This is a genomic window from Brevundimonas sp. ALps5 (assembly GCF_058681645.1).
In genome coordinates this window covers 3,491,564-3,517,652 of record NZ_CM178744.1, presented here as the reverse complement: position 1 = coordinate 3,517,652, position 26,089 = coordinate 3,491,564, and the positions used below count along the sequence as shown (strand labels likewise).

Sequence of the window (26,089 nt, the reverse complement as noted above, 5' to 3'; positions counted from 1 at the left end):
CGGACATCGGAGGTCGGCGCGATGATCGCTGATGTCCTCCATCGCACTCATCGTTCAGGCCGACGAGCCTGCGTTGTTCTTCTCATCAGTGAGTGGGGCAGAAGGCTACCTCGAAGCGATTGATGTAAGCGATGGCGTCTACCCCATCGCCTATGGACCGGACGGGCAAGTCTTCCAGTTAGAGGCGATCGGCGACCGCGTGCGGATCAACTCCGTAGAAGGCTCGAAAGCACCCGACGACCTGCGGGCACTTCTGCTCCGCTATCTTTCCGCCGCTAAACAGCATGACGTCAGAAGCACTGACCCCCTTTCTGGTCTGCTCGCGCGATGCGAGACGGCTGTGATCTGACATCCGCTTTCCACCCTTGGCGGCTGTTGGAAACGTCTGTTCCACGCAGCTAGCCACTAGGACTTCAGCAATCTGTCACGCGCCGCGTTCACCCGCGCGGCCAGCCCCTCGGTGCCGCCCTGATCGGGATGCGCCCGCCCCATCAGCCGGCGCCACGCCTCATTGATCTCGGTCTTCGTCGCGTTCGACCCGACGCCCAGGATGGACCGCGCCTCGGCCTCCGAAAGGGGTTCTGGCCTAGCCGCCCTCGGCGCGACGGCCCGGAGGCGTGAGCTGAAGATCAGATAGAAGCCCGCGCCGATCATACCGGCCATGGCGAACCAGGCCCCGTGCGACGCCGCCAGCACGGCGCCGCCCAGAAGCACCGCGCCGAGGATCGTCGCGGCGATGCGCCATTGCCCTCTTCCCGGCCTCTCGGATTGTCGCCCCAGCCGGACCAGTGCCCAGACGGCGATCGCCGCCAGGGCCAGCCAGATCAGACCCATAATGCCTGCTGGCTCAGGCCGCCGCGTCCAGGGCGGACAGGCTGTTCAGCGAGGCCTCGTCCAGACCCATGGCCAGCATCAGGTTGCGCATCTCCTGCCGCGCCGCGACGTGGGCCAGGGACACGGCCACCGGACGCACGTCGTTGGACAGGTCCGCGACCGTCAGGCCGAAGGGGAAGAGCTCGCGATAGATGACCCGGTCGCGCAGACCCGGCCCGACGCGGAAGCCGACGCGCTTGGCCAGCTTGGCCATACGCTCTTCCAGACGGCGGCGGTTGCGGGCCTCGGCGACGGCCAGACGGTTGGTCACCACCAGCCAGTCGATGGCGGCGTGGCGGCCCTCCTTGATGGCGCGCTGCTTGCGGGCCTCCCAGACGCTCTCGGAATAGATGGAGGGCTTGAGCAGCTCCAGCGTCACCGGATCCACCTGACCCAGCAGGTCGAAGTCGACGAAGCTGTCGTTCATCGGGGTGACGATCTGGTCTGCTCGGGCGTGGGCGGCGCGCGACAGGGCGGTGTCGCCGCCGGGGGTGTCGATCAGGATGATGTCGACCTCGCCGCACTGGGCGTAGGCGGCCTCGAAGGTCGCCAGCTGGTCCTCTTCGGACGCCCGGGCCAGGGCCTTGCCGTCGCCGAGGTCCGGCTCGACCGGCATGGGCAGGACGTGGCCGTTGGCGGCGGTCCAGGCGGCGCGGTTGGCGAAGAAGTGGGACATGGACCGCTGGCGCAGGTCCAGATCGATGATCGCCACCTTGTGGCCCGCGTGAAGCAGACCCACGACGATGTGGATGGCCAGGGTGGACTTGCCCGCCCCGCCCTTTTCATTGCCGACGACGACGACCTGAGGCTGCGCCATTTTGCGATGACCCGATGCTGGCGACGACTCACTCACGCGTCGTCAATGGTCGCCAGACTCGGGCGCCGCTCCGCCAACGTCAACAAAGGGTTAATGCGTAGCTGTGGACGGACGGTTACGCCCCGTCTCTAGGCTCGGCGCGCGCACCACGGGTCGCTGACCTGGGCCGCGCGGCAGATGGCGCCGGCGGCCGAGGCCGGGGCCGCGACCTTCAGCCGCGTCAGGGCGCGCCCGTTGACCGTGGCCTGTTCGAACACGGGCGACAGACCGTTCAGGACCTGACGCGCGGCGCCGGCCTTGACCGTGGTCCAGGCGTGGCGGGCGGCGGCCTCGCTGGAATAGGCGCCGAGCTGGATGACGGTGCGTCCGCCGGTCGCGGCGGGACGCAGCCCGGCGGCCTGGGACGGACGAACCGCCTCGGTCGCGCGGGTGGAAACCTGCTGGACGACGGCGCGGGCCACGGCGGGCGCGGCGGCCTCGGCGACAGCGGAGGCCTGTCGTTCGACCGCCTGGCTCACCGCCTCGGACTTGATCCCGTCGCGGGCGTCCCACAGGGCGTGCGGATCCATGACCTCGACACGCAGGGCCGAGCGCAGGCCGGACTGTGCGGCGGTGCCCGTCAGGGGCGTCGGCGCCGGTGTTGAAGAAGCCGGGGCTTCCGACCCATCCAGACGGATGTCGGCGACCTTCTGGGCGAGGGACTCAAACCGGTGCGGGTCCGCATCCACCATACCGCAGGACGCGGTCGTGAGACCGGCCCCCGACAGGGTGAGGCAAACCAGGACTGGACGAAGCATTCTGCTGGGCGTCATAAGCGCAACCCTACGAAACAGGCTTTGAAACGCCGTTCACGAACACGCTTAAAGCGAAGGGTTAACGTCATAACCATCCCCGAAAACCCTGAGACCCTGCCGATCATCCGGACCGTGAGCGAATTGCGCGCGGTTGTTCGGGGCTGGAGACTGCAAGGTTTGACGGTCGGTCTGGTTCCCACCATGGGTGCCCTGCACGAAGGACACCTGACCCTGGTGAGGGAGGCGCTGCGCCGTACGGACCGGGTCGTGACCAGCGTCTTCGTCAACCCGACCCAGTTCGCGGCTCATGAGGATCTGGGCACCTATCCGCGTCAGGAGGCCCGCGACGCCGAGCTTCTGACCGCCGCGGGCGGCGCCGTGATGTTCGCCCCGACGGTCGCGGAGATGTATCCGACCGGCTTCGTCACCTCGGTCACGGTCGGGGATGCGGCGAAGGGCGGGCCCTCACAGGGGCTGGAGGGCGAGTTCCGCCCGGCCATGTTCGGCGGCGTCGCCGTGGTGGTCTCCAAGCTGCTCAACCAGGTCCAGGCCGACGTCGCCGTCTTCGGCGAGAAGGACTGGCAACAGCTGATGGTGGTGCGCCGCATGGCCGCCGACCTCGACATCCCGACGCAGATCGTGGGCAGCCCGACCCTGCGCGACGACCACGGCCTGGCCCTGTCCTCGCGCAACGCCTACCTGTCCGAAGCCGAGCTGGCCGTGGCGCGTCAGTTGAACGTGATCCTGCGTCAAGCCGCCGATCAGGCCGCCGCGAAGCGTCCCCTCGCCGCCGTCGAGCGCGAGGCCTATGGCGCGATCCTCAAGGCCGGGTTCGACCGCATCGACTATGTCACCGTGCGCCGGGCCGACGACCTGTCCGTCTTCGCCGACGGCGTCGTTGACGGGCCCGCCCGCATCCTCGTCGCCGCCGTCATCGGCAAGACGCGGCTGATCGACAATATGGCGGTCTAGTTACTCGCGGTCAGGGTGACCGGGATGCGCACCTCGCGCACCGGAGCGTCATCGCCGTCCTCGCCCTTGCCGGTCTGGTCCTCGGTCAGGACCACCGTCCCCGCCTGGGCCGTATCGACGGCATAGGTGAGCACCGCCTTGAAGGGCACGGGGCCGGGTTTGGCCAGTCCGTCTGGGCCTGGGCGGGCGCCTGGGTGAGGAGATTGCCCTGGGCGTCCAGCAGGACGGCGTCGAACACCGCCTCGAAATACCAGTCTTTGGGCGCCACGCCCGTGACCGTCAGCGGGCTGGCCGTCGTCGCCCCGGCTGAAGGCGAGGTCAGACTGAACCCGGCGGGATAGACCACCGCCGGAGACGGCGCGGCGGTCTCGGTGGGCCCCGGCCCAACGGTTGACTGGGCGTCGGACGGTTCGGGGGTCTTCGCGGACTGGCCACAGGCGGCCAGACCCAGCAGGAGGACGCCGAGAGCAAGGTGTTTACGCATGGACGGTTCCCGAACCCGACGGCGGAGGCCGCCTGTTCGGGAACGCTCGTCCCTGACTATCGTCGCGTCAAGAGCCTCAGCCGATGGCGCCGACGCAGCCCTCGACCTCGCCCGGGGCCAGGTCGGCGTCGGTCAGGGCCAGGGTCCAGCCGTGGTCAGTGGCCAGGCCCCAGCGGCGGGCGCCGCCGCCGTCGCCCGCGTCACCGCCGGCAGCGACGACCACGCGGCGGCCGGTCGGCAGGGCCGGCGGATCGATCTTGCCGACGGCCAGGGCGGTCGGCTGACCACCGCCGAGGCCGAAACCGTCGAACACCGACAGACTGGACCATTCGCGGCGCAGGCCCACCCACCAGGCGTCGTCAGTGTTGATGGCCAGGACGGCGACGCCGTGGCCCTCGGCCGCAAAAGCCAGCGCCGCCTGCGGATCGCGGACCATGCGGATGTCGGCGGCCATGCCGAAGCGCTGGCGGGCGCCGTCGAAGGCGCGGGTCGGGTCGTTGGGGGCCCAGACCTGGACCTGCAGCGTGCCCTGACGGGCCAGACCCCAGCCGACGATCTCGCGCCACAGGCCGGACACGGCCTCGACGTTCTCGGGCTGGCACTGGCTGAGCACGCGACCCAGGACGGTCTGTTCGCGGTCGGGACGCAGCTTGGTGTGAGGGCCGTGCGGCGCGTCCTTGGCCTTGCCGACGCTGGCGGCGATGGCGAGACGGCGCTCGAACAACTCCAGCAACTGGTCGTCGATCAGGTCGATCTCGTGACGCAGGGCGGCCAGGGCCATCTGTTCGGGCGTCATGTCGGCAGGGTTCATGTCAGCGGGCCAGACCTGCTTGATGTTGGAATTCGGATTCAGGGTGGAGACGGTCATTTAAGAAGGGCTTTCGCGAATACGGGAATTTCGATGGGAGGGTGCGAACAGGCGCACAGCCGCTCGGGGTCCGAGCGGTCGCCGGTGAGGCTGTCAGGAGCGAAGAGCGCTCGAGGCCTCAGCCGGCGTATCGAAAGCCGTAATAGGAGCCGCTAAAATAAAAGCCGGCAACCGCGCGCGAACGGGTCGAAAGGGTCAGAACGGAAGCGCGCAGCGGGGACATGGGAGGGTCCAATCGCGGACCAGGACGGCCCGTGGGGCCTTAAGACACGCAACGATCGTGCGTCGTCAACCCTTTTGGGCGCCCAGCAGGACAAAACGCGTCCGGTTATCGGCCGAATCCTGAAGGTCGTGACGCAGAATCGACAGGCCATAGACCTCGGCCGCGGCTATGGGCGCCAGAGCCGCGCGGGTCCGGTCCCCGGCCTCGGCGACGTCGCGGGCGGCCCCCGCGGTGTCGAAGGCGACCACGATCTTCGCATTGATCTGAGACAGGGTCTGGCGGCACTGGTCCAGGGCGATGGGGTGGCTTTCGATGGTACGGATGTCGGCCATCCGCGCGCCCTCGATGGCCATCAGGCAGTGGCGGATCGGCCGCCAGACGTCGGCCAGGGTCTCGAAGCCCGACTCGCGCACCAGCGTCGCCGCCGGCTCCACCGCCCCGATGGTCGAGTTCTCGATCGGGATCAGGGCCATGTCGCAGTCGCCGTCCCGAACCGCCGCCAGCGCCTCGGCGAAGGTCTCGAAGGGCACGGCCTCGTCCCACGGACGCAGGGCCACGCAGGCCTCGTGGCTGAAGGCGCCGGGCGCGCCCTGAAACGCCACGCGGGCGTTGCGGTCGTCTTGCGTCGTATCCGGGGTGGTCATCTGTCTTCTCGCCTCGCTCCGGCATCAAATCCGGACGCCATGTCCGCAACGCGTCCACAACGCATCGCCTTTGCGGCGCCCGGGCGCGCGGGACAAGCCCCGACATTCCCGCTAAGCCTCGAACATCGCCAAAGCTTCAGGGGAAACAGCCGATGACGGACGCCATGCTGAAGAGCCGTCGTCTGGTCCTGATGGGTCTCGGAGGTCTGGGCGCCGGCAGCCTGGCGGGCTGCGTCACCGGCGCCGCATCCGCCCCTCCCCTGCTCACCCCGACGCCCCGCTTCATCGTTCCGCCTCTGGCCCCGATGAACCTCAGGGCGGACCGGATCACCCGCATGACCGTCTGCCTGCGCCCCTTCCGCGCCGCCGGCCCACGCATCGAGGCCGAGCGGATCGGCGACAAGCGGGTGGTGCACAACTATGGCCACGGCGGCTCGGGCTGGTCCCTGTCGTGGGGTTCGGCCCAGCTCGTGCGCGAGCTCGCCATGGCCGACGGGACGACGGACATCGCGGTCATCGGCTGCGGCGCCCTCGGCCTCACCGCCGCCACCACCCTGCAGCGCGCGGGGGCGAAGGTGACCATCTACGCCGCCGACCGCCTGCCCCAGACCCGCTCGGCCCGCGCCACCGGGACCTGGACGCCCTCCTCCCGCATCGCCGACGAGAACAAGGTCGACGCCGCCTTCCCCGACCTGTGGGAAAAGATGGCCCGCGCCTCCTGGGCCATGCATCAGACATACGTCGGCCAGCCCGGCGAGCCCGTGGCCTTCCTCGACCGCTACATCCTGTCCGATACCGCGCCCTCGACCGAGCCGTCCGGCCCGCCGTCCCCGCCGTCGTCGAACCCGGCCATCACCGCCTCGACCCCGCCGCCTCCGCCCGGCGTCATTCGTTTCGCCGACTATGAGGGCGAGGGCCGTCTGCGCGACATCACGCCCCGCTCCCACGCCCTGATGCCGGACCAGCATCCCTTCCCGGTCGCCTCCGCGCGCCAGACCTCGAACATGCAGTTCAACATCGCCGAGCTGGGCCACAGGCTGATGGCCGACTTCATCGCCGAGGGCGGACGCATCGAGCAGCGGACATTCAACACGCCCGCCGACCTCGCGACCCTGAAAGAGCCGGTGATCGTCAACTGCACGGGATACGGCGCGCGCGCCCTGTTCGGCGATGAGAGCATCGTCCCGGTGCGCGGCCAGATGGCCTGGCTGCCGCCCCAGCCGGAGGTCCGCTACAGCCTCTACTACAACGGCGTCGGCCTGATCTCCCGGCCCGACGGCATCGGGGTCCAGGCCCTGCGCGGCGGCGACATGTTCGGCTATGGCCTCGACAACGAGACGGCCGACCGCGCCGAAGCCGAGGCGGCCATCGAAAGAGCCGCCCCGCTGTTCGCGAAAGCCTTCAGCGCCTGACCGAAGTCAGGCGGCGCGCGACTGGTTCAGACGCCCGACCTTGAGCCGCTCGGCCACCAGGAAGGCCAGCTCCAGCGCCTGGTCGGCGTTCAGGCGCGGGTCGCAGTGGGTGTGATAGCGGCTCGACAGATCGTCCTCGGTCACGGCCGTGGCCCCGCCGATGCATTCGGTGACGTTCTGGCCGGTCATCTCCAGATGGACGCCGCCGGGGTGAACGCCCTCGGCCTCGGCCACGTCGATGAAGGTGCGGACCTCGGTCATGATCCGGTCGAAGGGCCGGGTCTTGTAGCCGTTGTCGGCCTTCAGGGTGTTGCCGTGCATCGGGTCGATCGACCAGATCACCTTGTGGCCGCTGTCCTTGACCGCCTTCATCAGGTTGGGCAGGCGCTTGCCGACCTTGTCGTGACCGAAGCGGCCGATGACCGTCATCCGCCCCGAGATGTTGTCCGGGTTCAGCTTGTCCAGCAGCGGCAGCAGGTCGTCCGGCTCCATGGTCGGGCCGCACTTCACGCCGATCGGGTTTTTGATCCCGCGCATGAACTCGACGTGGGCGCCGTCCAGCTGACGCGTGCGCTCGCCGATCCACAGCATATGGGCCGAGGTGTCGAACCATTCGCCGGAACCGCCGTCCAGACGGGTCAGGGCGCTCTCGACGTTCAGCAGCAGGGCCTCGTGCGAGGTGAAGACCTCGACGCGGCTCAGGTCCGGATGGGTCTCCGGAGTGACGCCGACCGCCTCCATGAAGGCCAGGGCCTCGGTGATCTTGTCGGCCAGCTCGCGGTACTGGGCGCCCGCGCCGTTGTCGGCGAAGCCCAGGGTCCAGCGGTGGATGTTGTAGAGGTCCGCGTAACCGCCGCTGGCAAAGGCGCGCAGCAGATTCAGCGTCGAGGCCGACTGGTTATAGGCCTTGATCAGCCGCTGGGGATCGGGAAGCCGCTCCTCCAGCGTGAAGCCCGAGCCGTTGATGTTGTCGCCGCGGTAGGACGGCAGCTCGACGCCGCCGATCTCTTCCACGGGGGACGAGCGCGGCTTGGCGAACTGGCCGGCGATACGGCCGACCTTCACCACCGGCTTGCGGCCGGCGAAGGTCAGGACCACGGCCATCTGCAGGATCAGGCGGAAGGTGTCGCGGATGTTGTCGGTCGAGAACTCCTTGAAGCTCTCGGCGCAGTCGCCGCCCTGCAGCAGGAAGGCCTCGCCCTTTTCGACCTGGGCGAGCTTGGACGTCAGGGTGCGGGCCTCGCCGGCAAACACGAGCGGCGGCATCGCGCGCAGTTCGTCTTCGACGGCGGTCAGTGCGCGCGCGTCCGGATAGTCCGTCGGCATGTGCGCGACGGGCTTCGATCTCCAGCTCTCTGGGGTCCAACGGGTACTCATGCCGCGCTACATAGTCCCAAGGACGCATTCGGACAATGAAATACCCCTGCAAACGCGCTGCAGCCTAGCTGGCAGGCGTTCGGGCACAGGGCGGCGCACCAACCGTGCTCAGGCAGGCTTCACCCCGCCGACATGCTCGCCGGGGTCTGCTTGTCCTTCAGGGTGACCAGTTCCTCGGCCATGGTCGGGTGGACGGCGCAGGTTGCGTCCCACTGGGCCTTGGTCAGGCCGGCCTTCACGGCGATGGCGGCCAGCTGGATCATCTCCGGCGCCTCGGGCCCGACAATGTGGACGCCGATGACCTTCTGGCTGTCAGCGTCGACAACCAGCTTCATCAGCACCCGTTCGTCCGAGCCGGTGAAGGCGTATTTCATCGGCCGGAAGCGGGTCAGATAGACATCGACCTCGCCCTTGCAGGTGTGGCGCGCCTCATTCTCCGACAGGCCCACGACGCCGACCGGCGGCTGGGAGAAGACCGCCGTGGCCACGGCCTCATAGTCGAAATGCTGCGGATTGTTCTTGTAGACGGTCTGGTGGAAGGCCACCGCCTCGCGGATGGCGACCGGCGTCAGGTTCATCCGGTCGGTCACGTCGCCGATGGCCCAGATGTTGTCAGCCGTCGTTTTCGACAGGGTATCGACCTTGATCGCCCCGCCCTCGGTCAACTCGACCCCGGCCTTCTCGAGGCCCAGATCCTTCACATAGGGAATACGGCCGGTGGCGAACATGACCACGTCTGTCTCGATGGTCATGCCGTTCTCGAGGTGATTCACCAGCCCCGTCTCGGTCTTCTCGATGCTGGAGTGTTGGCAACCCAGGATGACCTTGATGCCGCGCTTCTCGATCTCGCCGGCCAGATGGGCGCGCACGTCGTCGTCGAAGCCGCGCAGGATGTTCGGCCCGCGATAAACCAGGGTCGTCTCGACGCCGAGGCCTGCGAAGATGCCCGCGAACTCCACCGCGATATAGCCGCCGCCCGCGATCAGGATGCGCTTGGGCAGTTCCGGCAGGTGGAAGGCCTCTTCGGAGGTGATGGCGTGCTCGATGCCCGTCATCGTCTCCGGCACCCAGGGCCGGCCGCCCGTGGCGATCAGAATCTTTTCGGCGGTGAAGGTCCCGCCGTCCGAGCCGTCGCGCTTGGTGACCTTCACGGTGTGGGCGTCGGTCAGAACCGCCCGGCCGTTGACCAGATCGACCCCGGCCTTGCCGAGGTTAGCGGCGTAGATGCCCGACAGGCGCGCGATCTCGACGTCCTTGGCCTCGAGGAATTTCGGCCAGTCGAAGCTGGCCTCGACGGTCCAGCCGTAGCCAGCGGCGATCTCGAAATCGTGGGCGAAGTCACTGGCCATGACCATGAACTTCTTGGGCACGCAGCCGCGGATCACGCAGGTCCCGCCGACCCGGAACTCTTCCGCGATGGCCACCCGCTTGCCGCCCAGCGCCGTCAGCCGCGCCGCCCGCACCCCGCCGGAGCCCGCCCCGATGACGAAGAGGTCGTAGTCGTAGGTCTGGGTCATTGTGTGCTTTCGGCGGGAAGATGGGCGAATATCGGGAGCGGCGAACGAAGGTTCAATGATCGAGCGTGGCTATTGCCCGACCTGGGCGGCGTATCGCTCTCGTCCGCGACAATAGTCAGCCAGTTCGGGGTTTGCCGCGAGCGACCCGCCATAGACCTCTACGGCTTCGGCCGACGGCGGACCTATGGACACGACGCGGTCCGCCCAGAATTCACGTTCTGCCATTCCGAGGTGGCCATACGAGCCCTTGGACTCGGTCATCCAGCCGTCCACGGTAATTGAGCCGATGCGCATCCCGCATCCTCCGGGGACATAGCGCCCCATCTGCTCACGAAGGCGGTCCCCGCCTCGCTCCGCCAATCCGTCGGTGGCGGAAAACCACGCCGTCTCATTCGTGACCTCATCGTTCTGATCGAAGCGAAGACGATCCCCCATGACGAGGCTGGACAGTTCGAAGTCGCCCAAAAGGATCCCCGTCACGCGCTGTTTCGGGCCCAGAACGGCGCAGCCCAGCCGGCGCGCATCGACATCGTGCGGCCGCGAAAGATTGGGTAATCCCGCTCGGCACAGGCCTCCGATCATCGCGGTCCGATCCACGGCGTACCATCCCGCCAGTCCGGCGACGCTCGTCCCGATCAGGCCGACCACGATCAGCCCCAGAACCATCGCGATCCGCCCGGAGCGCTTCACGGCAGCAGGACCTCGATCCCGTCGTCCTTGCCGATGATCGCCTCGTCCGCCAGATCGAGGAACAGGCCATGCTCGACCACGCCGGTGATCAACTTGAGGTCGTCGGCCAGACGCACCGGGTCGTGGATAGCCCCGCACTTCGCGTCATAGATCAGATTGCCGCCGTCGGTGCGTACCAGTCCCCGGTCGGCGGTGCGGGCGCGGGCGGGCTGGATGATCTCATGGTCCAGCAGGACGTCGGCGATGCGGTTGCCGGTCGTCTTGTGCCCGAAGGCCACCACCTCGATCGGCAGGGGGAAGGTCCCCAGCACCGGCACCACCTTGGCGGCGTCGGCGATGACGATGCAGCTCTTCGACGCCTCCCAGACCAGCTTCTCGCGCAGCAGGGCCGCACCGCCGCCCTTGATCAGGGCCAGCCCCGGCCCGACCTCGTCGGCGCCGTCCACGGTCAGATCGATCTTCGACACGTCCTCCAGCGAGACCAGCGGCAGGCCGAGTTCGCGCGCCAGATCGGCAGTCTTCTCTGACGTCGGGACGCAGCGCAGGTCCTTCAGACCCCGCGCCGCCAGCGCCTTGACGAACCAGGCCGCCGTCGAGCCGGTGCCCAGCCCGACCACCATCCCGGCCTCGACCCGTTCGGCGGCGGCCTCGCCGGCGCGTTGCTTCTGCAGATCGGACATCGGGAACTCGCTTGCGACGGGGTGGGATTCGTGGCTGGCTCCCCGCGCTTTATCGGGGGAGAGGGCAATGGGAAAGCAGAACAACACGACGCGATCGGTCGCACGCCTGAAGGCGGCCCTGCTGATCGGCGGGCTGGGCCTCGGACTGACGGCCTGCGAGACGGTCTTCGTCCAGCCGGCGGAGTCACCGACCACCGCCGGCATCGACTATGTGCGTGACCCGGAACTGGGCCGGTTCGGCACGGGCGAGATGGTGTCCTGGGCCAGCGACCCGGACTGCGCCCGGACGCTGCGCATCTCGTCCTATGATCCGATGACGCTCGGATCGAAATCCTTCCGTCTGGCCGGCGGCGCGCGGGTGCACCTTCTCGCGGACATCTTCCCGGTCGGTCCGGGCGGCCTCTACACCAACACCCAATGCGTCAATGTCGTCAGCTTCGTTCCCGAGGCGGGCCACAACTATACGCTGGTCCAGACCTTTACCGCCGGGAAGTGCAAGACCACGGTCACCGACAAGGCCTCCAACGCCCCGCCGCCGACCTTCGTCGAACACCCGCTGGTCGCGACCTGCGTCAAGACCCCGGCGGGCTATACGCGGGTGGGCTAGGCCTTCTTCTTCGCCGCCTTGATCGCCATCGCCTTCTCGCGGAAGGCCGCGCCGGCGCCCTCCTTGTTCACCTGACGCCCGCGCGCAAGGGACAGGGCGTCGGCGGGGACGTCCTCGACGATCACCGAGCCCGAGCCGACGATGGCGCCGGCTCCGATGGTCACCGGCGCCACGAGGGCCGAGTTGGAGCCGACGAAGGCTCCCTCCCCCACCACCGTCTTCGCCTTGTTGAAGCCGTCGTAGTTGCAGAAGATCGTGCCCGCGCCGATGTTCGCGCCCGCCCCGACCGAGCCGTCGCCGAGATAGCTCAGGTGATTGGCCTTGGCGCCCCTGGCCATGGCGACATTCTTCACCTCGACGAAGTTTCCGACCTTCACATCCTCGCCCAGAGCCGCGCCCGGACGCAGCCGCGCATAGGGGCCGACCTCGGCGCCCGGGGCCACCGTCGCCCCCTCGATATGGCTGAAGCCGCGGATGCGGACGCGTTCGGCGATCTTCGCGCCGGGACCGAAGATGACGAAGGGCTCGATGGTCGTGCCCGCCCCGATCTCGGTGTCCCAGGCGAAATGCACCGTCTCTGGCGCGCTCATGGTCACCCCGGCGGCCAGAAACGCCTCGCGCTGGACCGACTGGAACAGGGCCTCGGCCTGGGCCAGCTCGCCCTGGGCATTCACCCCCATGACCTGGTCCTCGCCCGCGAACACGGCCCGCGTCGGCGCCCCGCGCTTCCTCGCCAGCTCGACCACATCGGTCAGATAGTATTCGCCCTTGGCGTTCTCATTCGTCACCTCAGCCAGCAGCGAGAACAGCAGGCCCACCGGCGCGGCCATGACGCCCGAGTTGCAGGCGGTGATGGCCAGAACCTCCGCCGACGCCTCCTTGGCCTCGGTGATGGCGGTCAGGACGTCGCCGTCCATGACCAGTCGGCCATAGGCGCCGGGATCGCGCGCCTCGAAGCCGATGACGGTGACCCCGTCGTGGTTCTGGAACACCGGCTCGATGTCGGCGGCCTTCAGCAGGGGCACATCGCCATAGGTGACCACCACCTGCCCGACGAAGTCGCCCAGCACGGCCTCGGCGGCGCGGACGGCGTGACCGGTGCCCAGCGGGGGGGCCTGCACGGCGATGGCGTCCTCGCCCAGCCGTTTGACCACATGGTCGCGCACCTCCGGCGAGTGCGACCCCACCACCACCACGATCCGCTCGCAGCCCAGGGCCTCCGCCGCATCGATGGCGTGGTCCAGCATGGCCCGATGCCCGACCGGGTGCAGCACCTTGGGCAAAGGCGATTTCATCCGCGTGCCCTGTCCGGCGGCGAGGATGATGGCGGCGCGAGGATGGGTGGTCATGAGTCGATCCGGTAAGAATAGCTGTCGATCTCTACAGGGTGGCGCGGGCGGCGAAAACCGGCATCCTCCCCGGATATCAAGGGGAGCTGAAATGCGGGTTTCGAGACGATCCTTCCTGGCCACGGCCGCCGCGACGGCGGTCCTGCCCGCCCTTCCCGCCTTCGCCGCCGACGATCCCGCCGTGCCTCGCCCCGATCAGGAGCACCGCGTGCCGGTTCCGGGCGGCGAGGTCTATGTCCGGATCAACGGCGACCTGAAGTCGGGCAAGACGCCGCTGCTGCTGGTCCACGGCGGTCCGGGCGGCGCCTGTTGGCAGATGTTCCCCGCCCTGCCCCTCGCCGCCGACCGGGCGATCATCCTCTATGATCAGCTCGACAGCGGCCGGTCGTCTGCGCCCGGTGATCCGGCCAACTGGACCATCGACCGCTATGCGTCGGAGATCGACGCCATCCGCCTCGCCCTGGACCTGCAGCAGGTTCACCTGCTGGGGCACAGCTGGGGCGGCATACTGGTCGCCAACCATGCCGCCGGCCAGGTGTCGGGCGTCCGCAGCGTCATCCTGCAGGGTGCGCCCATGTCCGCGCGAGGCTGGGCCTCCAGCATGGACGAGCTGCTGGCCGCCATGCCTGACGGTCAGGGGCGGCTGATCAGCGCCCCCACACCCGCTGACAGTCCCGACGCCATCGGCGCCGCCTTCACCGCCTTCATGGCCACCCACCTGAACCGCACCCGCTCCCCGGCCTATGCGCCGGCCTATATGCGCGACGTGCCTGTGGACCGGGGCGATGCGCTGGCGGCGGCCGCCATGGGCGACGGCATTCCGCGCATGACCGGCTTCCTCAAGGACTTCGACGAGGAGCCGCTTCTGAACCGGATCAACGTCCCGACCCTGCTGCTGGGCGGCCAGTACGACCTGGTGACCCCCGCCACCAACCGCGCCCTCCTGCACCGTCTGCAAAAAGGTTCGCTCGTCACGCTTGCCGACGCCGGCCATATGGCCCAGTTCGACCAGCCCGAGGCTTGGCGACAGGCCGTCGGCGATTTCATAGCGCGAGCAGACTGACATGAATCCGGACCGCGACCTTGAAGGCTGGACGATCGCCTTCGATCTGGACGGCACCCTGGTGGAGACGCAGGGCGATCTGGTCGGCACCCTGAACCGGATGCTGGTCCGCGAGGGTCATCCGCCCGTGCCGATGGACAGCGCGCGCAAGCTGATCGGCAGCGGCGCCCGGGCCCTGCTGGAGCACGGCTTCGTCGCGGCAGGCGCTTCCTGGGAAGAGGCCAGCCAGCAGACCCTCTTCGACGCCTTCATCGCCGACTATGTCGAGCATATCGCCGACGAGTCCCACCCGTTCGAGGGCGTGGTCGAGACGCTGGAACAGCTGGCCGAACGCGGCGCCAGGCTGGTGGTCGCCACCAACAAGCGCACCGACCTGTCCGAGCTGCTGCTGGGCAAGCTGGACCTGACCCGACACTTCGCCGCCATCGTCGGCCCCGACAAGGTCAGCGCCAGGAAGCCCTCGGGCGCCCACCTGAGGGAAGCCGTCCTGCTGGCCGGCGGCGACCCGTCCATGGCCATCATGGTCGGCGACGCCTCCCCCGACACCGGCGCCGCCCGCGACGCCGACATGCCCTGCATCGTCGTCACCTTCGGCTATACCCAGATCCCGCCGGAAGAGCTGGGCGGCGATGTCCTGATCGACCACTTCGAGGATCTGGAAGAGGCGATCGATGGGCTGCTGACGGACCTGTACGTCTCGCGGGCGCTGGCGGGGCTGTGAGGTCTCCTCCCCGTCGCGAAGCGATGGGGAGGTGGCGCGGCGCTCCTTCAGCGCCGTGACGGAGGGGCTCTGCCAGCGCGCGCGATCCGCCTGACACAAGACCGCGTTCGTGGAGAACTCCTCCACCGCTTCGCGGTCCCCCTCCCCATTCGCCAGCGGCGAACGGGGAGGACACGCGCCACCCTTACCCCGCCTTCGCCTGATCGAACGTCGCCCGCGCGGCCTCGATCCGCTCCAGATGCTCCCCGGCCCAGGTCCACACCCCGCAGAAGGCCTCGGCCAAACTGAAGCCCATGTCGGTCAGGCGGTATTCGACCTTCGGCGGCACCACCGGGTGGACGGTGCGCACCACCAGCCCGTCGCGCTCCATGGCCCGCAGGGTCTGGGTGAGCATCTTCTGGCTGATGCCCTCGGACAGCTCGCCGATGCGGGTGAAGCGCAGCTCGCCGTTCTCGGCCAGCACATCCAGCACGATCATCGTCCATTTGTCCGCCACCCGGCCGATGACCTCGGTGACCAGGGCCTCGATGCGCGGGTCGACCGGCGGATATTCGACGCGGCCGTTGACGACAGGACGGGGCTTGAAGGCCGTGGCGGTCATGACTTTCCTTTCGGTAAGTACCGAACGTTTCGGTGCCTACTTTCCAATGGAGAGTGACAGGCATACATCGCCGGACGTCGCTTTTCCAGACACGGAGATCCCCCATGAACACCGCACAAGACACCGTCCTGATCACCGGCGGCGGCACCGGCATCGGCCGCGCCTTCGCCGAGGCCCTGCACGCCAAGGGCGCCAAGGTCATCATCGCCGGCCGCCGCGCCGGCCCGCTTGAGGAGGTCGTCGCCGCCAACCCGGGCATGGCCTTCGTCGTCCTCGACGTCGCCGATCCCGAGGCCATCAAGACCGTCGCCGCCCGGGTCGTCGCCGACCACCCCGCCCTGAACGTCGTCATCAACAACGCGGGGATTATGAAGCCCGAGACCCTGTCGGGCGGCGTCTTCGACCTGTCGATCGTCGAGGAGACCCTGAACATCAATCTGTTGGGCACGATCCGGCTGACGGCGGCCCTGCTGCCCCACCTGCTGACGAAGGAGGCCGCCACGGTGGTCACCGTCTCGTCCGGTCTGGCCTTCGTGCCGCTGGCCGCGACCCCGACCTACAACGCCACCAAGGCCGCCATCCACTCCTGGAGCCAGTCCCTGCGCCACCAGCTGAAGGACACCTCGGTCCGTGTCGTCGAATGGGCCCCGCCCGCCGTCGCCACCGACCTGATGCCCGGCCATGCCGAGAACCCCAACTCCATGCCGCTGGCCGACTTCACCTCTGAAAGCCTCGCCCTGTTCGAACGCGGCGACGACGAGGTCCTGGTCGAGCGGGTGAAGTTCCTGTCCGGCGCCGAGGGCCGTGGCGAATACGCCAAGGTCTTCTCCATCCTGAACGACGGCGCGCACTGACGCCAAAGCTTCCCCTCCCGGCGAAATCGGGAGGGGAAGATACGTCCGAATTCGGCGCATCGCCGGGCGATCTTACGGGTCGTCCGGATTTTCCACGCTCCCTATGTTCTTGCTTTGTTCTGTTCTCATGTTATCGTCTCCCCATGTCCATCCCGGCGACGAAGCCTCTGCAGACGAAAGGACGCGGCGCCCGCACCAATGCCTCGGGCCGGTATGAGCCGGTCGCCCATGAAGCCTTCGACGACGGCTGGACGCCGGAGGACGAGGCCCCTGCCCCGCTGCGGACCACGCTCACGCCCGAGCACGCCCGCACCATAATCGCCAAGAACACCTCCCCGGACGTCGGTTTCGACCGCTCCATCAACCCGTACAAAGGCTGCGAACATGGATGCATCTACTGTTATGCCCGCCCGTCCCATGCCTGGATGGGCCTATCCCCGGGCCTGGATTTCGAGAGCCGGATCTTCTTCAAGCCAGAAGGGGCGCGTCTCCTGGAACAGGAGCTCTCAGCCCGGAAATACGTCTGCAAACGTATCCACATAGGCGGCAATACCGACCCCTATCAGCCGGTCGAACGGGAGCTGCAGTCGACGCGGTCGATCCTTGAGGTCATGCGACGGTTCAACCAGCCGTTTTCGATCATCACCAAGTCGAACCTGATCACCCGCGATATCGATATCCTCGGCCCGATGGGGCGCGAGGGGCTGGCGACGGCCTTCGTCTCGATCACGACCCTGGACCGGGGGCTGGCGCGGGCCATGGAGCCCCGGGCCTCGACGCCGCAGCGGCGGCTGGACGCGGTCAAGGCTCTGGCGGATGCGGGCGTGCCTGTCGGCGTCGGCTTCGCCCCCGTCATCCCCGGCCTCAACGACCATGAGATGGAGGCGGTGCTGGAGGCGGCGGCCAGGGCCGGAGCGCAAACGGCCATGTACGTCACCCTGCGCCTGCCGCTGGAGATCAAGGACCTGTTTCGCGAATGGCTGGCCGACGTCCGGCCCGACCGCGCCGCCCGTGTCATGTCCCTGATCCGACAGACGCGCGGCGGCAAGGACTACGACGCCGACTGGGCCCAGCGGATGAAAGGAACCGGTCCCGTCGCCGACCTGATCGCCACACGGTTCAAGGCGGCCATCAAACGCTATGGCCTTGATCAGGAGCGGCACGTGCTGGACGTGACGAAATTCCGGGTGCCGCGAGATGCCCGCCCCCAGCTGGAGCTGTTCGATTTCTGAGTCCGGGCCAGCCCACGTCCCAATGACGGGACGCCGCAACCCCTTGGCTCTTTGCGACTTTTGAAGCCATGGAACACGAGAAGCCCCCTGCCGTGAAAAATCCCGGCCGCGCCCGCAAGGCCTTCGCCGTGATCCTCGTCCTGATCGCCGTCGTCGCGGTCGCCGCCTATGTCCTGGCGCTGGGCCATCAGGAGACCAAGGCCCGCGACCCCGTGCGCGGCGACGGGGTCGCGCCGCTGCAGGAAGCCGTACCCGGGACGTCCAAGCCGGGTTCGCCGGGCTAGGGCCGCCCCCTAGACCGCCTCCCCCTTCGCCCGTCGGCGGAACAGGTGCAGCAGGGGTTCGGTATAGCCGCTGGGCTGTTCGACGCCTTCGAAGACCAGAGCGCGCGCCGCCTGATACGCCAGACTGTCGGCCTCGCGGCCGGACAGGGGCTGGTACAGGGGATCGTCGGCGTTCTGGGCGTCGACCTTGACCGCCATCCGGGCGAAGGCGGCGTCGATCTCTGCGTCCGTACAGATCCCGTGCAGCCGCCAGTTGGCCATGTGCTGGGACGAGATGCGCAGGGTGGCCCGGTCTTCCATCAGGCCGATGTCGTGGATGTCGGGCACCTTGGAGCAGCCGACGCCCTGATCAATCCAGCGCACGACATAGCCGAGAATGCCCTGGGCGTTGTTGTCCAGCTCGGCCCGGACTTCCTCGGGCGACCAGTTATGGCCGGCGGCCAGCGGGATCGTCAGCAGGCGCGACAGGGCGGCGACCGGCTCGGCCCTGCGCTCGGCCCTGCGCTCGGCCTGACGGGCGAAGACGTCGACGCGGTGATAGTGGGTGGCGTGCAGCACGGCCGCCGTCGGCGACGGCACCCAGGCCGTGTTGGCGCCCGAGCGCGGGTGGCCGACCTTCTGCTCCAGCATGTCGGCCATCCGGTCCGGCGCGGCCCACATGCCCTTGCCGATCTGGGCCTTGCCCGACAGGCCGCAGGCCAGGCCGATCTGGACGTTGCGATCCTCATAGGCCGCGATCCAGTCCGAGGCCTTCATCTCGGCCTTGCGCACCATGGCGCCGGCCCGCATGGAGGTGTGCATCTCATCGCCGGTGCGGTCGAGGAAGCCGGTGTTGATGAAGACGATCCGGTCCTTCACCGCATGGATGCAGGCGGCCAGATTGGCCGAGGTGCGGCGCTCCTCGTCCATGACCCCGACCTTGATCGTATGGCGTTCCAGTCCCAACAGGTCCTCGACGGCGTCGAACAGGCGGTTGGTGAAGCCCGCCTCCTCCGGCCCGTGCATCTTGGGTTTGACGATATAGATCGAGCCGGCGCGGCTGTTCCGGAGCGGACCTTCGCCCTTCAGATCGTGCAGGCCGATCAGGCTGGTGACGATGGCGTCGAGGATGCCCTCGGGGGCCTCGGCGCCGTTTGCCAGACACACCGCCGGGGTGGTCATCAGATGCCCGACATTGCGCACGAACATCAGGCTGCGCCCCGGCAGGACCAGTTCGGAGCCGTCCAGCGCCGCATAGGTCCGGTCGTTATTCAGTGTACGGATCATCGACCGCCCACCCTTGTCGAACCCGGCCTGAAGGTCGCCCTTCATCAGGCCCAGCCAGTTCGAATAGGCCGCGACCTTGTCCTCGGCATCGACGGCGGCGACAGAGTCCTCGAGGTCGGCGATGGTGGTCAGGGCGGCTTCCAGAACCACATCCGCGACGCCCGCCGGATCGGTCGCCCCGATCGGATGGGCGCGGTCGACGACGACCTCGATATGCAGGCCGTTGTGGCGGAACAGCAGGTTGTCGCCGCTGCGCCCGACGAACTGTGTCGGGTCGGCCAGAACCGGATCGCCGCCCGCGAAATCGGCCCACGAGCCGCTGGCCAGCGGGACCGCCTCGCCGAGGAAGGCCTTGGCCCAAGCGATGACCAGGGCGCCGCGTTCGGGGTCATAGCCCTTGCCGGTCGCAGCACCCGGGATGGCGTCCGTGCCGTAGAGGGCATCGTAGAGGCTGCCCCAGCGGGCGTTGGCGGCGTTGAGCAGGAAGCGGGCGTTGAGGATCGGCACGACCAGCTGGGCGCCGGCCAGGGTCGCGACCTCAGCGTCCACCTTGGTCGGCGCGATGGCGAAGGGCGCGGGCTCATCGACCAGATAGCCGATCTCACGCAGGAAGGCTTCGTAGGCGGCGGGATCCGGCTGGCCGGGTTGCGCCAGATGCCAGGCGTCGATCTTCGCCTGCAGGTCGTCGCGCTTCGCCAGCAGGGCCGCGTTCTCGGGCGCGAAGCGGGCGAAGATCTCTGCAACGCCGCTCCAGAAGGCGTCGCGCGCGAGCCCGGTCCCGGGCAGGGCCTCGCCCTCGATGAAGGCGGTCAGGGAGGGGGCGACCTTGAGGCCGGCCTTGTCGATCATCTGTTCCATGAGCGCAGGATAGACCGGGCCGGATATGCGCGGTAGAGACATAAAACGAAAGACAGTCGTTCTTCAGAAGAACAGATATGCTGGACCCCGACTACGCCCTGTTCGCCCGTGTGGTCGCCGCCGGAAGCCTGTCGGCGGCGGCGCGCGACCTCGGCATCTCGCCCGCCATGGCCTCCAAACGGATGGCGCGGCTGGAGTCGCGGTTGGGCACGCGCCTGATCCACCGGACCACGCGGCGGCTGGCCCTGACCGAACAGGGCGAGGGCTTCCATCGTGACGTTCTGGCCATTCTGGCGGCGGTCGAGGCGGCCGAGGCGCGGCTGCGCGGGCCGGGCGACGGCCTGTCGGGACCGTTGCGGCTGTCGGCGCCGACCTCCTTCGGGCGCATGCATCTGGCGCCGCACCTGAAACCGTTTCTCGACCGGCATCCGGGAATCCAGCTCACGCTCGACCTGTCCGACGGCTTCTCCGACCTGATCGCCGAAAAGATCGATCTGGCGATCCGGATTTCAGCGGGCGTCGCGCCCGGGCTGGATGCGCGGCGGCTGGCGACCAGCCGCCGCATCCTGTGCGCTGCCCCCGCCTATCTGGAAATCCACGGCGCGCCGGCCGGCCTGAGCGACCTCGCGAACCATCGCCTGCTGGCCGCCGAGGGTCAGCTGCCCTGGCGGCTGACGACCGGCAAGCGTCAGATCGAGGTCGCGGGCGTCAGCCATGTGCGCACCAACTCCAGCGAGGTGGTGCGCGAGCTGGCCCTGTCCGGGCTGGGCGTCGCCCTGCGCTCGCTGTGGGACGTGTCGGAGGAACTGGCGTCCGGTCGGCTGGTCCGCGTCCTGCCCGAGATCGAGGGCGCCGCCGACGTCGGCATCCATGCGGTGCGGCCTAGAGGCGAGCCCTCGGCGGCCGTCGCCGCCCTGACCGACTTCATCGCCGGGCTCTACGCGCCGGCGCCCTGGGAAGATTTGGGGGAATGATCAGCGGCTGAGCCAACCCGCGATGTTGGCCATGTATGCGTGCGTCTGCCGCAGCCCTTCCGGATCGCGGACCATGGCGTCGCCGGGGGCCTCGTCGACGAAGCTCGGGCAGTCCGAGCGCGGGTCCCAGTTGTAGTCGGCGAAATGATGGAAGGTGGACTGGGCCAGCCCTCGCCCCTCTCCGCCGGGCTCGCCCTCGAAGGCGACCGCGATATTGAAGGCCCGGTCAGTGGCCTTGCTGCGGCCGGTGGCGATGACGCGGGCGTCAGGCCGATCGGAGGGCGCCGACACAGCGCCCTCATGCGGATGGGCGGGCAAGCGATCCAGCACCCCGCCGTTCGGGTCGCGCAGCAGCGGGTGGGTATCCCCCTCGACCACAATGGTCTGCCAGTCGCCATTGGCGCCGGAATGGTAGTTGGGCCAGGAGATATAGGTCGTCACCGCGTCGTCGACGGCCTGCCGCGCTGGATCCGTCTCCATGTTGTGGGTGTGGAAATGGTGCGCCTCGCCCACCCCGCCCAAAGTGCAGACCGAGCAGCCCAGATCCATGTGGTCGCGGGTGACCAGAAGGCCGCCGCCGCGGGCGTGGAAGGCGTTGATCGCGGCGCATTCCTCGGGGTTCAGGCCGTCGCCGACATCGACGGCGAAGAGCCAGAGCTGGTCGAAATCGCTGTCGGCCAGACCGGCCAGCACCGGGTCGGTCTCACCGGCGGGGGCGGCACGGTCGCGCGCCGTGACCTCGACGCCCGGCAGGCCCGAGAGAAAGGCGGTCAGGCGAGAGAATCGGCCGATATTCCAGTCGTCCTCGACCGGTCCGATCGTCGTCTGCAGCAGGATTCTGGTCATCGAGGTCGCCCTTCCCCATCTGGGCTATAGCTAGTCGCTCGCCCTCCCCATCGCCACACGCTTTCGCCAGAACCTTCACCGTATGCCCATCCGTCGCCTTCCGCCCGAGACCGTCAACCGCATCGCCGCCGGCGAGGTGGTCGAGCGGCCGGCCAGCGCCATCAAGGAGCTGGTCGAGAACGCTCTCGATGCGGGCGCGCGGCGTGTCGAGGTGCAGGCGGACGGCGGCGGGCTGGCCCGCATCCTGATCGCCGATGACGGGCACGGGATGGCCGCGGACCAGCTGGCCCTGGCAGTCGAGCGCCATGCGACCTCGAAGCTTGAGCCCGACGACGCGGGCGACGTCGATCTGCTGCGCATCAACACCCTCGGCTTCCGCGGCGAGGCCCTGCCCTCGATCGGCTCGGTGGCGCGACTGACGATCACCAGCCGTCCGAAAGAGGGCGGCGACGCCCATATGATCCATGTCGAGGGCGGGGATCAGAAGGCCGTGGCGCCCGCCGGCTTCCCCGGACCGCACGGCGCCCGGGTCGAGGTGCGCGACCTCTTCTACGCCACCCCGGCGCGACTGAAGTTCATGAAGTCCGAGCGGGCCGAGGCCATGGCCATCTCCGACGAGATCAAGCGCCAGGCCATGGCGCATGAAAGCGTCGCCTTCACCCTCGATCTCGACGGCAAGACGGTGCTGCGCCTGCCCGCCGAACATCCGGGCGACGAGGGGCGATTGAAGCGGCTGGCCGCCCTGCTGGGCCGGGACTTCGAGGCCAACGCCCTCTTGATCGATCAGGAGCGGGACGGCGTGCGGCTGAGCGGTTATGCGGGCCTGCCGACCTATTCGCGGGGTAACGCGGCGCATCAGTATCTGTTCGTCAACGGGCGGCCCGTGCGCGACCGGCTACTGCAGGGGGCGCTGCGCGGGGCCTATGCCGACTTCCTCGCCCGGGACCGCCACCCGGCGGCGGTGCTCTTCCTCGAGGTCGATCCGCTTTATGTCGACGTCAACGTCCACCCGGCCAAGGCGGAGGTGCGGTTCCGCGATCCGGCGCTGGTGCGCGGCCTGATCGTCGGCGGGCTGAGGCACGCCCTCGCAGCGGCGGGGCATCGGGCCTCGACGACGGTGGCGGCCGATGCTCTGGCGGGCTTCACGGCCCATACGGGGGCGCCCAATCCCGGCTATCCGGCCCCGAACTATCCGGCCTGGGGCCCTTCGACGCCGTCGGCGACCAGTTTCAGCGGCTGGCAGGGCTGGGAGGCGCCGCCCGCGCGGCCGACGACCGGCGTCCTGCCCGGACTGAACGAACAGTCGGCGCGGGTCGAACAGGCCTCCCCGGGCTTCGCGGCCTGGCCCAGTCAGGGCGGATCAGGCGCCGCGCCCGACTATGTCGACCATCCGCTGGGCGCCGCCCGGGCCCAGGTGCACGGCACCTACATCGTCGCCCAGACGCGCGACGGCATCGTGGTGGTCGATCAGCACGCGGCCCACGAACGCCTCGTCTATGAGAAGATGAAGGTCCAGATGGCGGCGGGCTCCGTGACGCGGCAGGCCCTGCTGACGCCCGAGGTGGTCGAACTGGATCCGTCCGAGGCCGACCGGGTCGTGGCCAAGGCTGAGGAACTGGCCGAACTGGGCCTGATCGTCGAGGCCTTCGGCGCCGGCGCGGTGCTGGTGCGCGAGACCCCGGCCCTGCTGGGCGACACGGACGTTCAGGGTCTGATCCGCGACATCGCCGACGACCTGTCCGAACACGGCGCCGCCCTGGCCCTCAGCGAACGGCTCGGCGAGGTCTGCGGCACCATGGCCTGTCACGGCTCGGTCCGCGCAGGCCGGGTCCTGTCCGCGCCCGAGATGAACGCCCTGCTCCGCCAAATGGAGGCCACGCCCCACTCCGGCCAGTGCAACCACGGCCGCCCGACCTATGTCGAACTGAAGCTGGGCGACCTCGAGAAGCTGTTCGGGCGGCGGTGATGACGCCGTCTGTGCTGTTCGTCTGCCTCGGCAACATCTGTCGGTCGCCGCTGGCCGAAGCCGCAATGAAGGCGGAGGCGGCGCGGCTGGGTCTCGACGTCGAGATCGAGTCGGCGGGAACCGGGGGCTGGCATGTCGGCGATCCGCCGGACCCGAGGGCGCAGGCGACGGCGCGGCGGCACGGGATCGACATCTCCGGCTATCGCGGGCGGCAGGTGAAGGCGGAGGACTTCCGGCACTTCAGCCATATCGTGGCGCTGGACGCCGACAATCTGGCCAATCTGAAGCGGCTCCAGCCGAAGGACGGGACGGCGTCGCTCAGCCTGTTGCTGGACCACGCCGGCCGGCCCGGGCAATCGGTGGCCGATCCCTATTACGGCGATGACGCCGGGTTCGAGGTCACCTGGCGCGAGGTTTCAGCGGGAGCGGCGGGGCTGGCCAAGGAGTTGGCGCCCTAGCGCCTTCTGGGCCCGGACATGAACAGCCGGGGCTGCGACCGGCGGACCAGCCACAGATTGGCGGTGGCGAGCAGCAGGACCACAGCCGCCCCCGCCTGATGCAGCCCGCCCAGCCACAGGGGCACGGCGTTCATCAGGGTGACAATCCCCAGCAAGGCCTGAAGCCACAGGGCGCCCGCGACGAGGAAGGCCGAGAAGCCCAGACCTTCGGCCAGCCGCCAGCGCCAGGCCTGAACCGCATAGGCCGTGCCGCCGATCAGCAGGGCATAGGCCCACATCCGGTGATCGAACTGGACCAGGGCCTGATCGTGCAGGAAGGCGATGGCCCCTTTCCCCCACTCCACGGGCGGGAAAACGCCGCCGTTCATCAGCGGCCAGTCGGTGTAGACGAAGCCCGCCTTGGCCCCGGCGACGAGGCCGCCGAGCAGGCACTGGATGAAGACGGCGACTAGCAGGGCCGTGGCGCCGCGGCTCCAGCCCTCGGGCGAGCGCGAATGCTCCTGCCCGGCCCAGGCCTCCAGCCCGGTCCAGATCAGGCCCATAAAGATCAGCAGGGCGAGGCCCAGATGGATGGTCAGCCGCTCAGGCGCGACGTCGACGCGGACCGACAGGCCGCTCGTCACCATCCACCAGCCGATCAGGCCCTGCAGCCCGCCCATGGCCAGCAGGACGAGGCAGCGCCAGATCAGCCGGCGCGGAATGCGCTTGATGACCACGAAGACGATGAAGGGGACGAAGAAGACCACCCCGACCAGCCGCCCGACCAGACGGTGCAGCCACTCCCACCAGAAGATGCCCTGGAACTCCGACAGGCTCATGCCCGCATTGATCTGGGCGTACTGGGGGATGGCCTTGTACTTCTGGAAGGCGTCGACCCAGGCGGCGTCGGACATGGGCGGGATGGCGCCCATGATCGGCTTCCACTCGGTGATCGACAGGCCCGAGCCGGTCAGGCGGGTGACGCCCCCGATCACCACCATGGCGAAGACCATGGCGGCGCAGAGAAAGAGCCAGATGGCGACCGAACGGCTCTGGTCGCGGTACGCGAAACGGTTCATTCGACGCCCGATGTCCTGACGGCTATGCTAGGGGTCGGGAAGGACCCCGGACCGTGGCGGTATGCCCGCCCGGGGCGACAAGATCAAAGACGATTTCGTCGTCCACCACGGCGCGAAAAACGAACACGGTTGGAGGAACAAGGGCTTGCAGTACGCCGACATCGTCATCGCCGCTCTGGGCGTGCTGGCCGTGGCCTGGATCGCCGATCTGCTGAGCGGCAAGCGCGGCTATTTCGCCGCCCTGCTGGTCGCCGGGGTCGGGGCGGTGTGCGGCTGGTTCCTGCCGATCCGGGTGTTCGCCAACACCACCATGGACAGCTGGCTATGGGTCGGCTGGGCTCTGGGCGGCGCGGTGCTCAGCCTGGTCGCCTACTATCTGTTCCGGAACAAGCGCTGATGGCCCCCCGCACCCGGCGGGCGGTCGCGGCCCTGGGTGTCGTCGCCTTCCTGGCCTTCTACGTCTGGGCGGTGATCTCGATCGGGGCGATGCTGCCGGACCATCCGCTGGTGCATCTGCTCTTCTACGGCATTTCCGGCATCGCCTGGGGCGTGCCGCTCCTGCCCCTGCTGAGCTGGGCCGAGCGGAAGCCGAAGTAGGGAC

29 protein-coding genes are annotated in these 26,089 nt (G+C 68.6%); 14 read left to right on the top strand and 15 right to left on the bottom strand.

Annotated elements, in window-relative coordinates:
- Window positions 1-31 precede the first annotated feature (31 nt).
- Window positions 32-349: a hypothetical protein gene (locus tag ACW172_RS16760; protein WP_492032571.1), complete on the top strand. Its 318-nt coding sequence runs from the start codon at window positions 32-34 to the stop codon at window positions 347-349.
- Between the two features lie 56 nt (window positions 350-405).
- Here the strand turns inward: ACW172_RS16760 and ACW172_RS16755 are convergent, their stop codons facing one another.
- From ACW172_RS16755 to ACW172_RS16745, 3 genes are all read right to left on the bottom strand, one after another.
- Window positions 406-834, bottom strand: coding sequence for a J domain-containing protein (locus ACW172_RS16755; RefSeq protein ID WP_492032570.1), 429 nt, complete (start codon window positions 832-834; stop codon window positions 406-408).
- A gap of 13 nt (window positions 835-847) precedes the next feature.
- Complete coding sequence (locus ACW172_RS16750; protein ID WP_492032569.1) at window positions 848-1,690, bottom strand: division plane positioning ATPase MipZ; 843 nt, start codon at window positions 1,688-1,690, stop codon at window positions 848-850.
- A 128-nt stretch (window positions 1,691-1,818) separates the two neighbouring features.
- The gene (locus ACW172_RS16745) at window positions 1,819-2,487 is read right to left on the bottom strand and encodes an SPOR domain-containing protein (RefSeq protein WP_492032568.1); all 669 of its coding nucleotides are present in this window, start codon (window positions 2,485-2,487) and stop codon (window positions 1,819-1,821) included.
- Window positions 2,488-2,598: 111 nt separating this feature from the next.
- Between ACW172_RS16745 and panC the strand changes: the two genes are divergently transcribed.
- A complete protein-coding gene (gene panC / locus ACW172_RS16740) occupies window positions 2,599-3,456 on the top strand; it encodes a pantoate--beta-alanine ligase (RefSeq protein ID WP_492035000.1) in 858 nt (285 codons plus the stop codon).
- Window positions 3,457-3,541: 85 nt separating this feature from the next.
- Here the strand turns inward: panC and ACW172_RS16735 are convergent, their stop codons facing one another.
- The 3 genes from ACW172_RS16735 to ACW172_RS16725 form a co-directional block, all read right to left on the bottom strand.
- Entirely contained in the window at window positions 3,542-3,940 is a 399-nt protein-coding gene (locus tag ACW172_RS16735; protein WP_492032567.1) for a Gmad2 immunoglobulin-like domain-containing protein, read from the bottom strand.
- Between the two features lie 76 nt (window positions 3,941-4,016).
- On the bottom strand, window positions 4,017-4,808 hold the full coding sequence (locus tag ACW172_RS16730; RefSeq protein ID WP_492032566.1) for a chorismate mutase: 792 nt from the start codon (window positions 4,806-4,808) through the stop codon (window positions 4,017-4,019).
- A 288-nt stretch (window positions 4,809-5,096) separates the two neighbouring features.
- The gene (locus tag ACW172_RS16725; protein WP_492032565.1) at window positions 5,097-5,675 is read right to left on the bottom strand and encodes a prephenate dehydratase domain-containing protein; all 579 of its coding nucleotides are present in this window, start codon (window positions 5,673-5,675) and stop codon (window positions 5,097-5,099) included.
- 152 nt (window positions 5,676-5,827) lie between these two features.
- Between ACW172_RS16725 and ACW172_RS16720 the strand changes: the two genes are divergently transcribed.
- Window positions 5,828-7,087, top strand: a complete 1,260-nt coding sequence (locus ACW172_RS16720) for an FAD-dependent oxidoreductase (protein ID WP_492032564.1) — start codon at window positions 5,828-5,830, stop codon at window positions 7,085-7,087.
- Between the two features lie 6 nt (window positions 7,088-7,093).
- On the opposite strand, the gene ACW172_RS16715 is transcribed toward ACW172_RS16720, so the two are convergent.
- The 4 genes from ACW172_RS16715 to rpiA form a co-directional block, all read right to left on the bottom strand.
- The gene (locus tag ACW172_RS16715; protein ID WP_492032563.1) at window positions 7,094-8,464 is read right to left on the bottom strand and encodes a class II 3-deoxy-7-phosphoheptulonate synthase; all 1,371 of its coding nucleotides are present in this window, start codon (window positions 8,462-8,464) and stop codon (window positions 7,094-7,096) included.
- Window positions 8,465-8,583: 119 nt separating this feature from the next.
- The gene (gene gor, locus ACW172_RS16710) at window positions 8,584-9,981 is read right to left on the bottom strand and encodes a glutathione-disulfide reductase (protein ID WP_492032562.1); all 1,398 of its coding nucleotides are present in this window, start codon (window positions 9,979-9,981) and stop codon (window positions 8,584-8,586) included.
- Between the two features lie 69 nt (window positions 9,982-10,050).
- Entirely contained in the window at window positions 10,051-10,671 is a 621-nt protein-coding gene (locus tag ACW172_RS16705; protein ID WP_492032561.1) for a hypothetical protein, read from the bottom strand.
- Window positions 10,668-11,351 carry a ribose-5-phosphate isomerase RpiA gene (rpiA, locus tag ACW172_RS16700; protein ID WP_492032560.1) on the bottom strand — a complete coding sequence of 228 codons (684 nt, stop codon included), beginning with the start codon at window positions 11,349-11,351 and terminating at the stop codon, window positions 10,668-10,670. The genes ACW172_RS16705 and rpiA overlap by 4 nt, the downstream gene beginning before the upstream one ends.
- A 67-nt stretch (window positions 11,352-11,418) precedes the next feature.
- On the opposite strand from rpiA, the gene ACW172_RS16695 reads away from it, so the two are divergent.
- Window positions 11,419-11,958 carry a hypothetical protein gene (locus tag ACW172_RS16695; RefSeq protein WP_492032559.1) on the top strand — a complete coding sequence of 180 codons (540 nt, stop codon included), beginning with the start codon at window positions 11,419-11,421 and terminating at the stop codon, window positions 11,956-11,958.
- Here ACW172_RS16695 and glmU read toward each other — a convergent pair.
- On the bottom strand, window positions 11,955-13,307 hold the full coding sequence (gene glmU, locus ACW172_RS16690) for a bifunctional UDP-N-acetylglucosamine diphosphorylase/glucosamine-1-phosphate N-acetyltransferase GlmU (RefSeq protein WP_492032558.1): 1,353 nt from the start codon (window positions 13,305-13,307) through the stop codon (window positions 11,955-11,957). The two genes, ACW172_RS16695 and glmU, sit on opposite strands and share 4 nt — an antisense overlap.
- 91 nt (window positions 13,308-13,398) lie before the next feature.
- Between glmU and ACW172_RS16685 the strand changes: the two genes are divergently transcribed.
- Together ACW172_RS16685 and ACW172_RS16680 are read left to right on the top strand one after the other, a co-directional pair.
- Complete coding sequence (locus ACW172_RS16685) at window positions 13,399-14,370, top strand: alpha/beta fold hydrolase (protein ID WP_492032557.1); 972 nt, start codon at window positions 13,399-13,401, stop codon at window positions 14,368-14,370.
- Between the two features lies 1 nt (window position 14,371).
- Entirely contained in the window at window positions 14,372-15,091 is a 720-nt protein-coding gene (locus ACW172_RS16680; RefSeq protein ID WP_492032556.1) for an HAD-IA family hydrolase, read from the top strand.
- A gap of 184 nt (window positions 15,092-15,275) precedes the next feature.
- On the opposite strand, the gene ACW172_RS16675 is transcribed toward ACW172_RS16680, so the two are convergent.
- Entirely contained in the window at window positions 15,276-15,692 is a 417-nt protein-coding gene (locus ACW172_RS16675) for a winged helix-turn-helix transcriptional regulator (RefSeq protein WP_492032555.1), read from the bottom strand.
- Between the two features lie 104 nt (window positions 15,693-15,796).
- Here ACW172_RS16675 and ACW172_RS16670 point away from each other — a divergent pair, with 104 nt between their 5' ends.
- The 3 genes from ACW172_RS16670 (at window position 15,797) to ACW172_RS16660 (ending at window position 18,062) form a co-directional block, all read left to right on the top strand.
- On the top strand, window positions 15,797-16,546 hold the full coding sequence (locus tag ACW172_RS16670) for an SDR family oxidoreductase (RefSeq protein ID WP_492032554.1): 750 nt from the start codon (window positions 15,797-15,799) through the stop codon (window positions 16,544-16,546).
- 143 nt (window positions 16,547-16,689) lie between these two features.
- Entirely contained in the window at window positions 16,690-17,778 is a 1,089-nt protein-coding gene (locus ACW172_RS16665; protein WP_492032553.1) for a PA0069 family radical SAM protein, read from the top strand.
- 92 nt (window positions 17,779-17,870) lie between these two features.
- A complete protein-coding gene (locus tag ACW172_RS16660; protein WP_492032552.1) occupies window positions 17,871-18,062 on the top strand; it encodes a hypothetical protein in 192 nt (63 codons plus the stop codon).
- A gap of 9 nt (window positions 18,063-18,071) precedes the next feature.
- Here the strand turns inward: ACW172_RS16660 and ACW172_RS16655 are convergent, their stop codons facing one another.
- Window positions 18,072-20,177 carry a malate synthase G gene (locus ACW172_RS16655; RefSeq protein ID WP_492032551.1) on the bottom strand — a complete coding sequence of 702 codons (2,106 nt, stop codon included), beginning with the start codon at window positions 20,175-20,177 and terminating at the stop codon, window positions 18,072-18,074.
- 86 nt (window positions 20,178-20,263) lie between these two features.
- Here ACW172_RS16655 and ACW172_RS16650 point away from each other — a divergent pair, with 86 nt between their 5' ends.
- Window positions 20,264-21,160 carry a LysR family transcriptional regulator gene (locus ACW172_RS16650; RefSeq protein WP_492032550.1) on the top strand — a complete coding sequence of 299 codons (897 nt, stop codon included), beginning with the start codon at window positions 20,264-20,266 and terminating at the stop codon, window positions 21,158-21,160.
- On the opposite strand, the gene ACW172_RS16645 is transcribed toward ACW172_RS16650, so the two are convergent.
- Window positions 21,161-22,006 (bottom strand): hypothetical protein, encoded by an 846-nt coding sequence (locus tag ACW172_RS16645; protein WP_492032549.1) that lies wholly within the window; start codon window positions 22,004-22,006, stop codon window positions 21,161-21,163.
- Window positions 22,007-22,088: 82 nt separating this feature from the next.
- Between ACW172_RS16645 and mutL the strand changes: the two genes are divergently transcribed.
- On the top strand, window positions 22,089-23,972 hold the full coding sequence (gene mutL, locus ACW172_RS16640; RefSeq protein WP_492032548.1) for a DNA mismatch repair endonuclease MutL: 1,884 nt from the start codon (window positions 22,089-22,091) through the stop codon (window positions 23,970-23,972).
- The gene (locus ACW172_RS16635; RefSeq protein WP_492032547.1) at window positions 23,972-24,430 is read left to right on the top strand and encodes a low molecular weight protein-tyrosine-phosphatase; all 459 of its coding nucleotides are present in this window, start codon (window positions 23,972-23,974) and stop codon (window positions 24,428-24,430) included. Before mutL ends, ACW172_RS16635 begins: the two co-directional genes overlap by 1 nt.
- Here the strand turns inward: ACW172_RS16635 and ACW172_RS16630 are convergent.
- Window positions 24,427-25,488 carry a COX15/CtaA family protein gene (locus ACW172_RS16630; RefSeq protein WP_492032546.1) on the bottom strand — a complete coding sequence of 354 codons (1,062 nt, stop codon included), beginning with the start codon at window positions 25,486-25,488 and terminating at the stop codon, window positions 24,427-24,429. The two genes, ACW172_RS16635 and ACW172_RS16630, sit on opposite strands and share 4 nt — an antisense overlap.
- Window positions 25,489-25,633: 145 nt before the next feature.
- Between ACW172_RS16630 and ACW172_RS16625 the strand changes: the two genes are divergently transcribed.
- Window positions 25,634-25,885 (top strand): transglycosylase, encoded by a 252-nt coding sequence (locus tag ACW172_RS16625; protein WP_492032545.1) that lies wholly within the window; start codon window positions 25,634-25,636, stop codon window positions 25,883-25,885.
- A complete protein-coding gene (locus ACW172_RS16620; RefSeq protein WP_492032544.1) occupies window positions 25,885-26,085 on the top strand; it encodes a DUF2842 domain-containing protein in 201 nt (66 codons plus the stop codon). The genes ACW172_RS16625 and ACW172_RS16620 overlap by 1 nt, the downstream gene beginning before the upstream one ends.
- Window positions 26,086-26,089 lie beyond the last annotated feature (4 nt).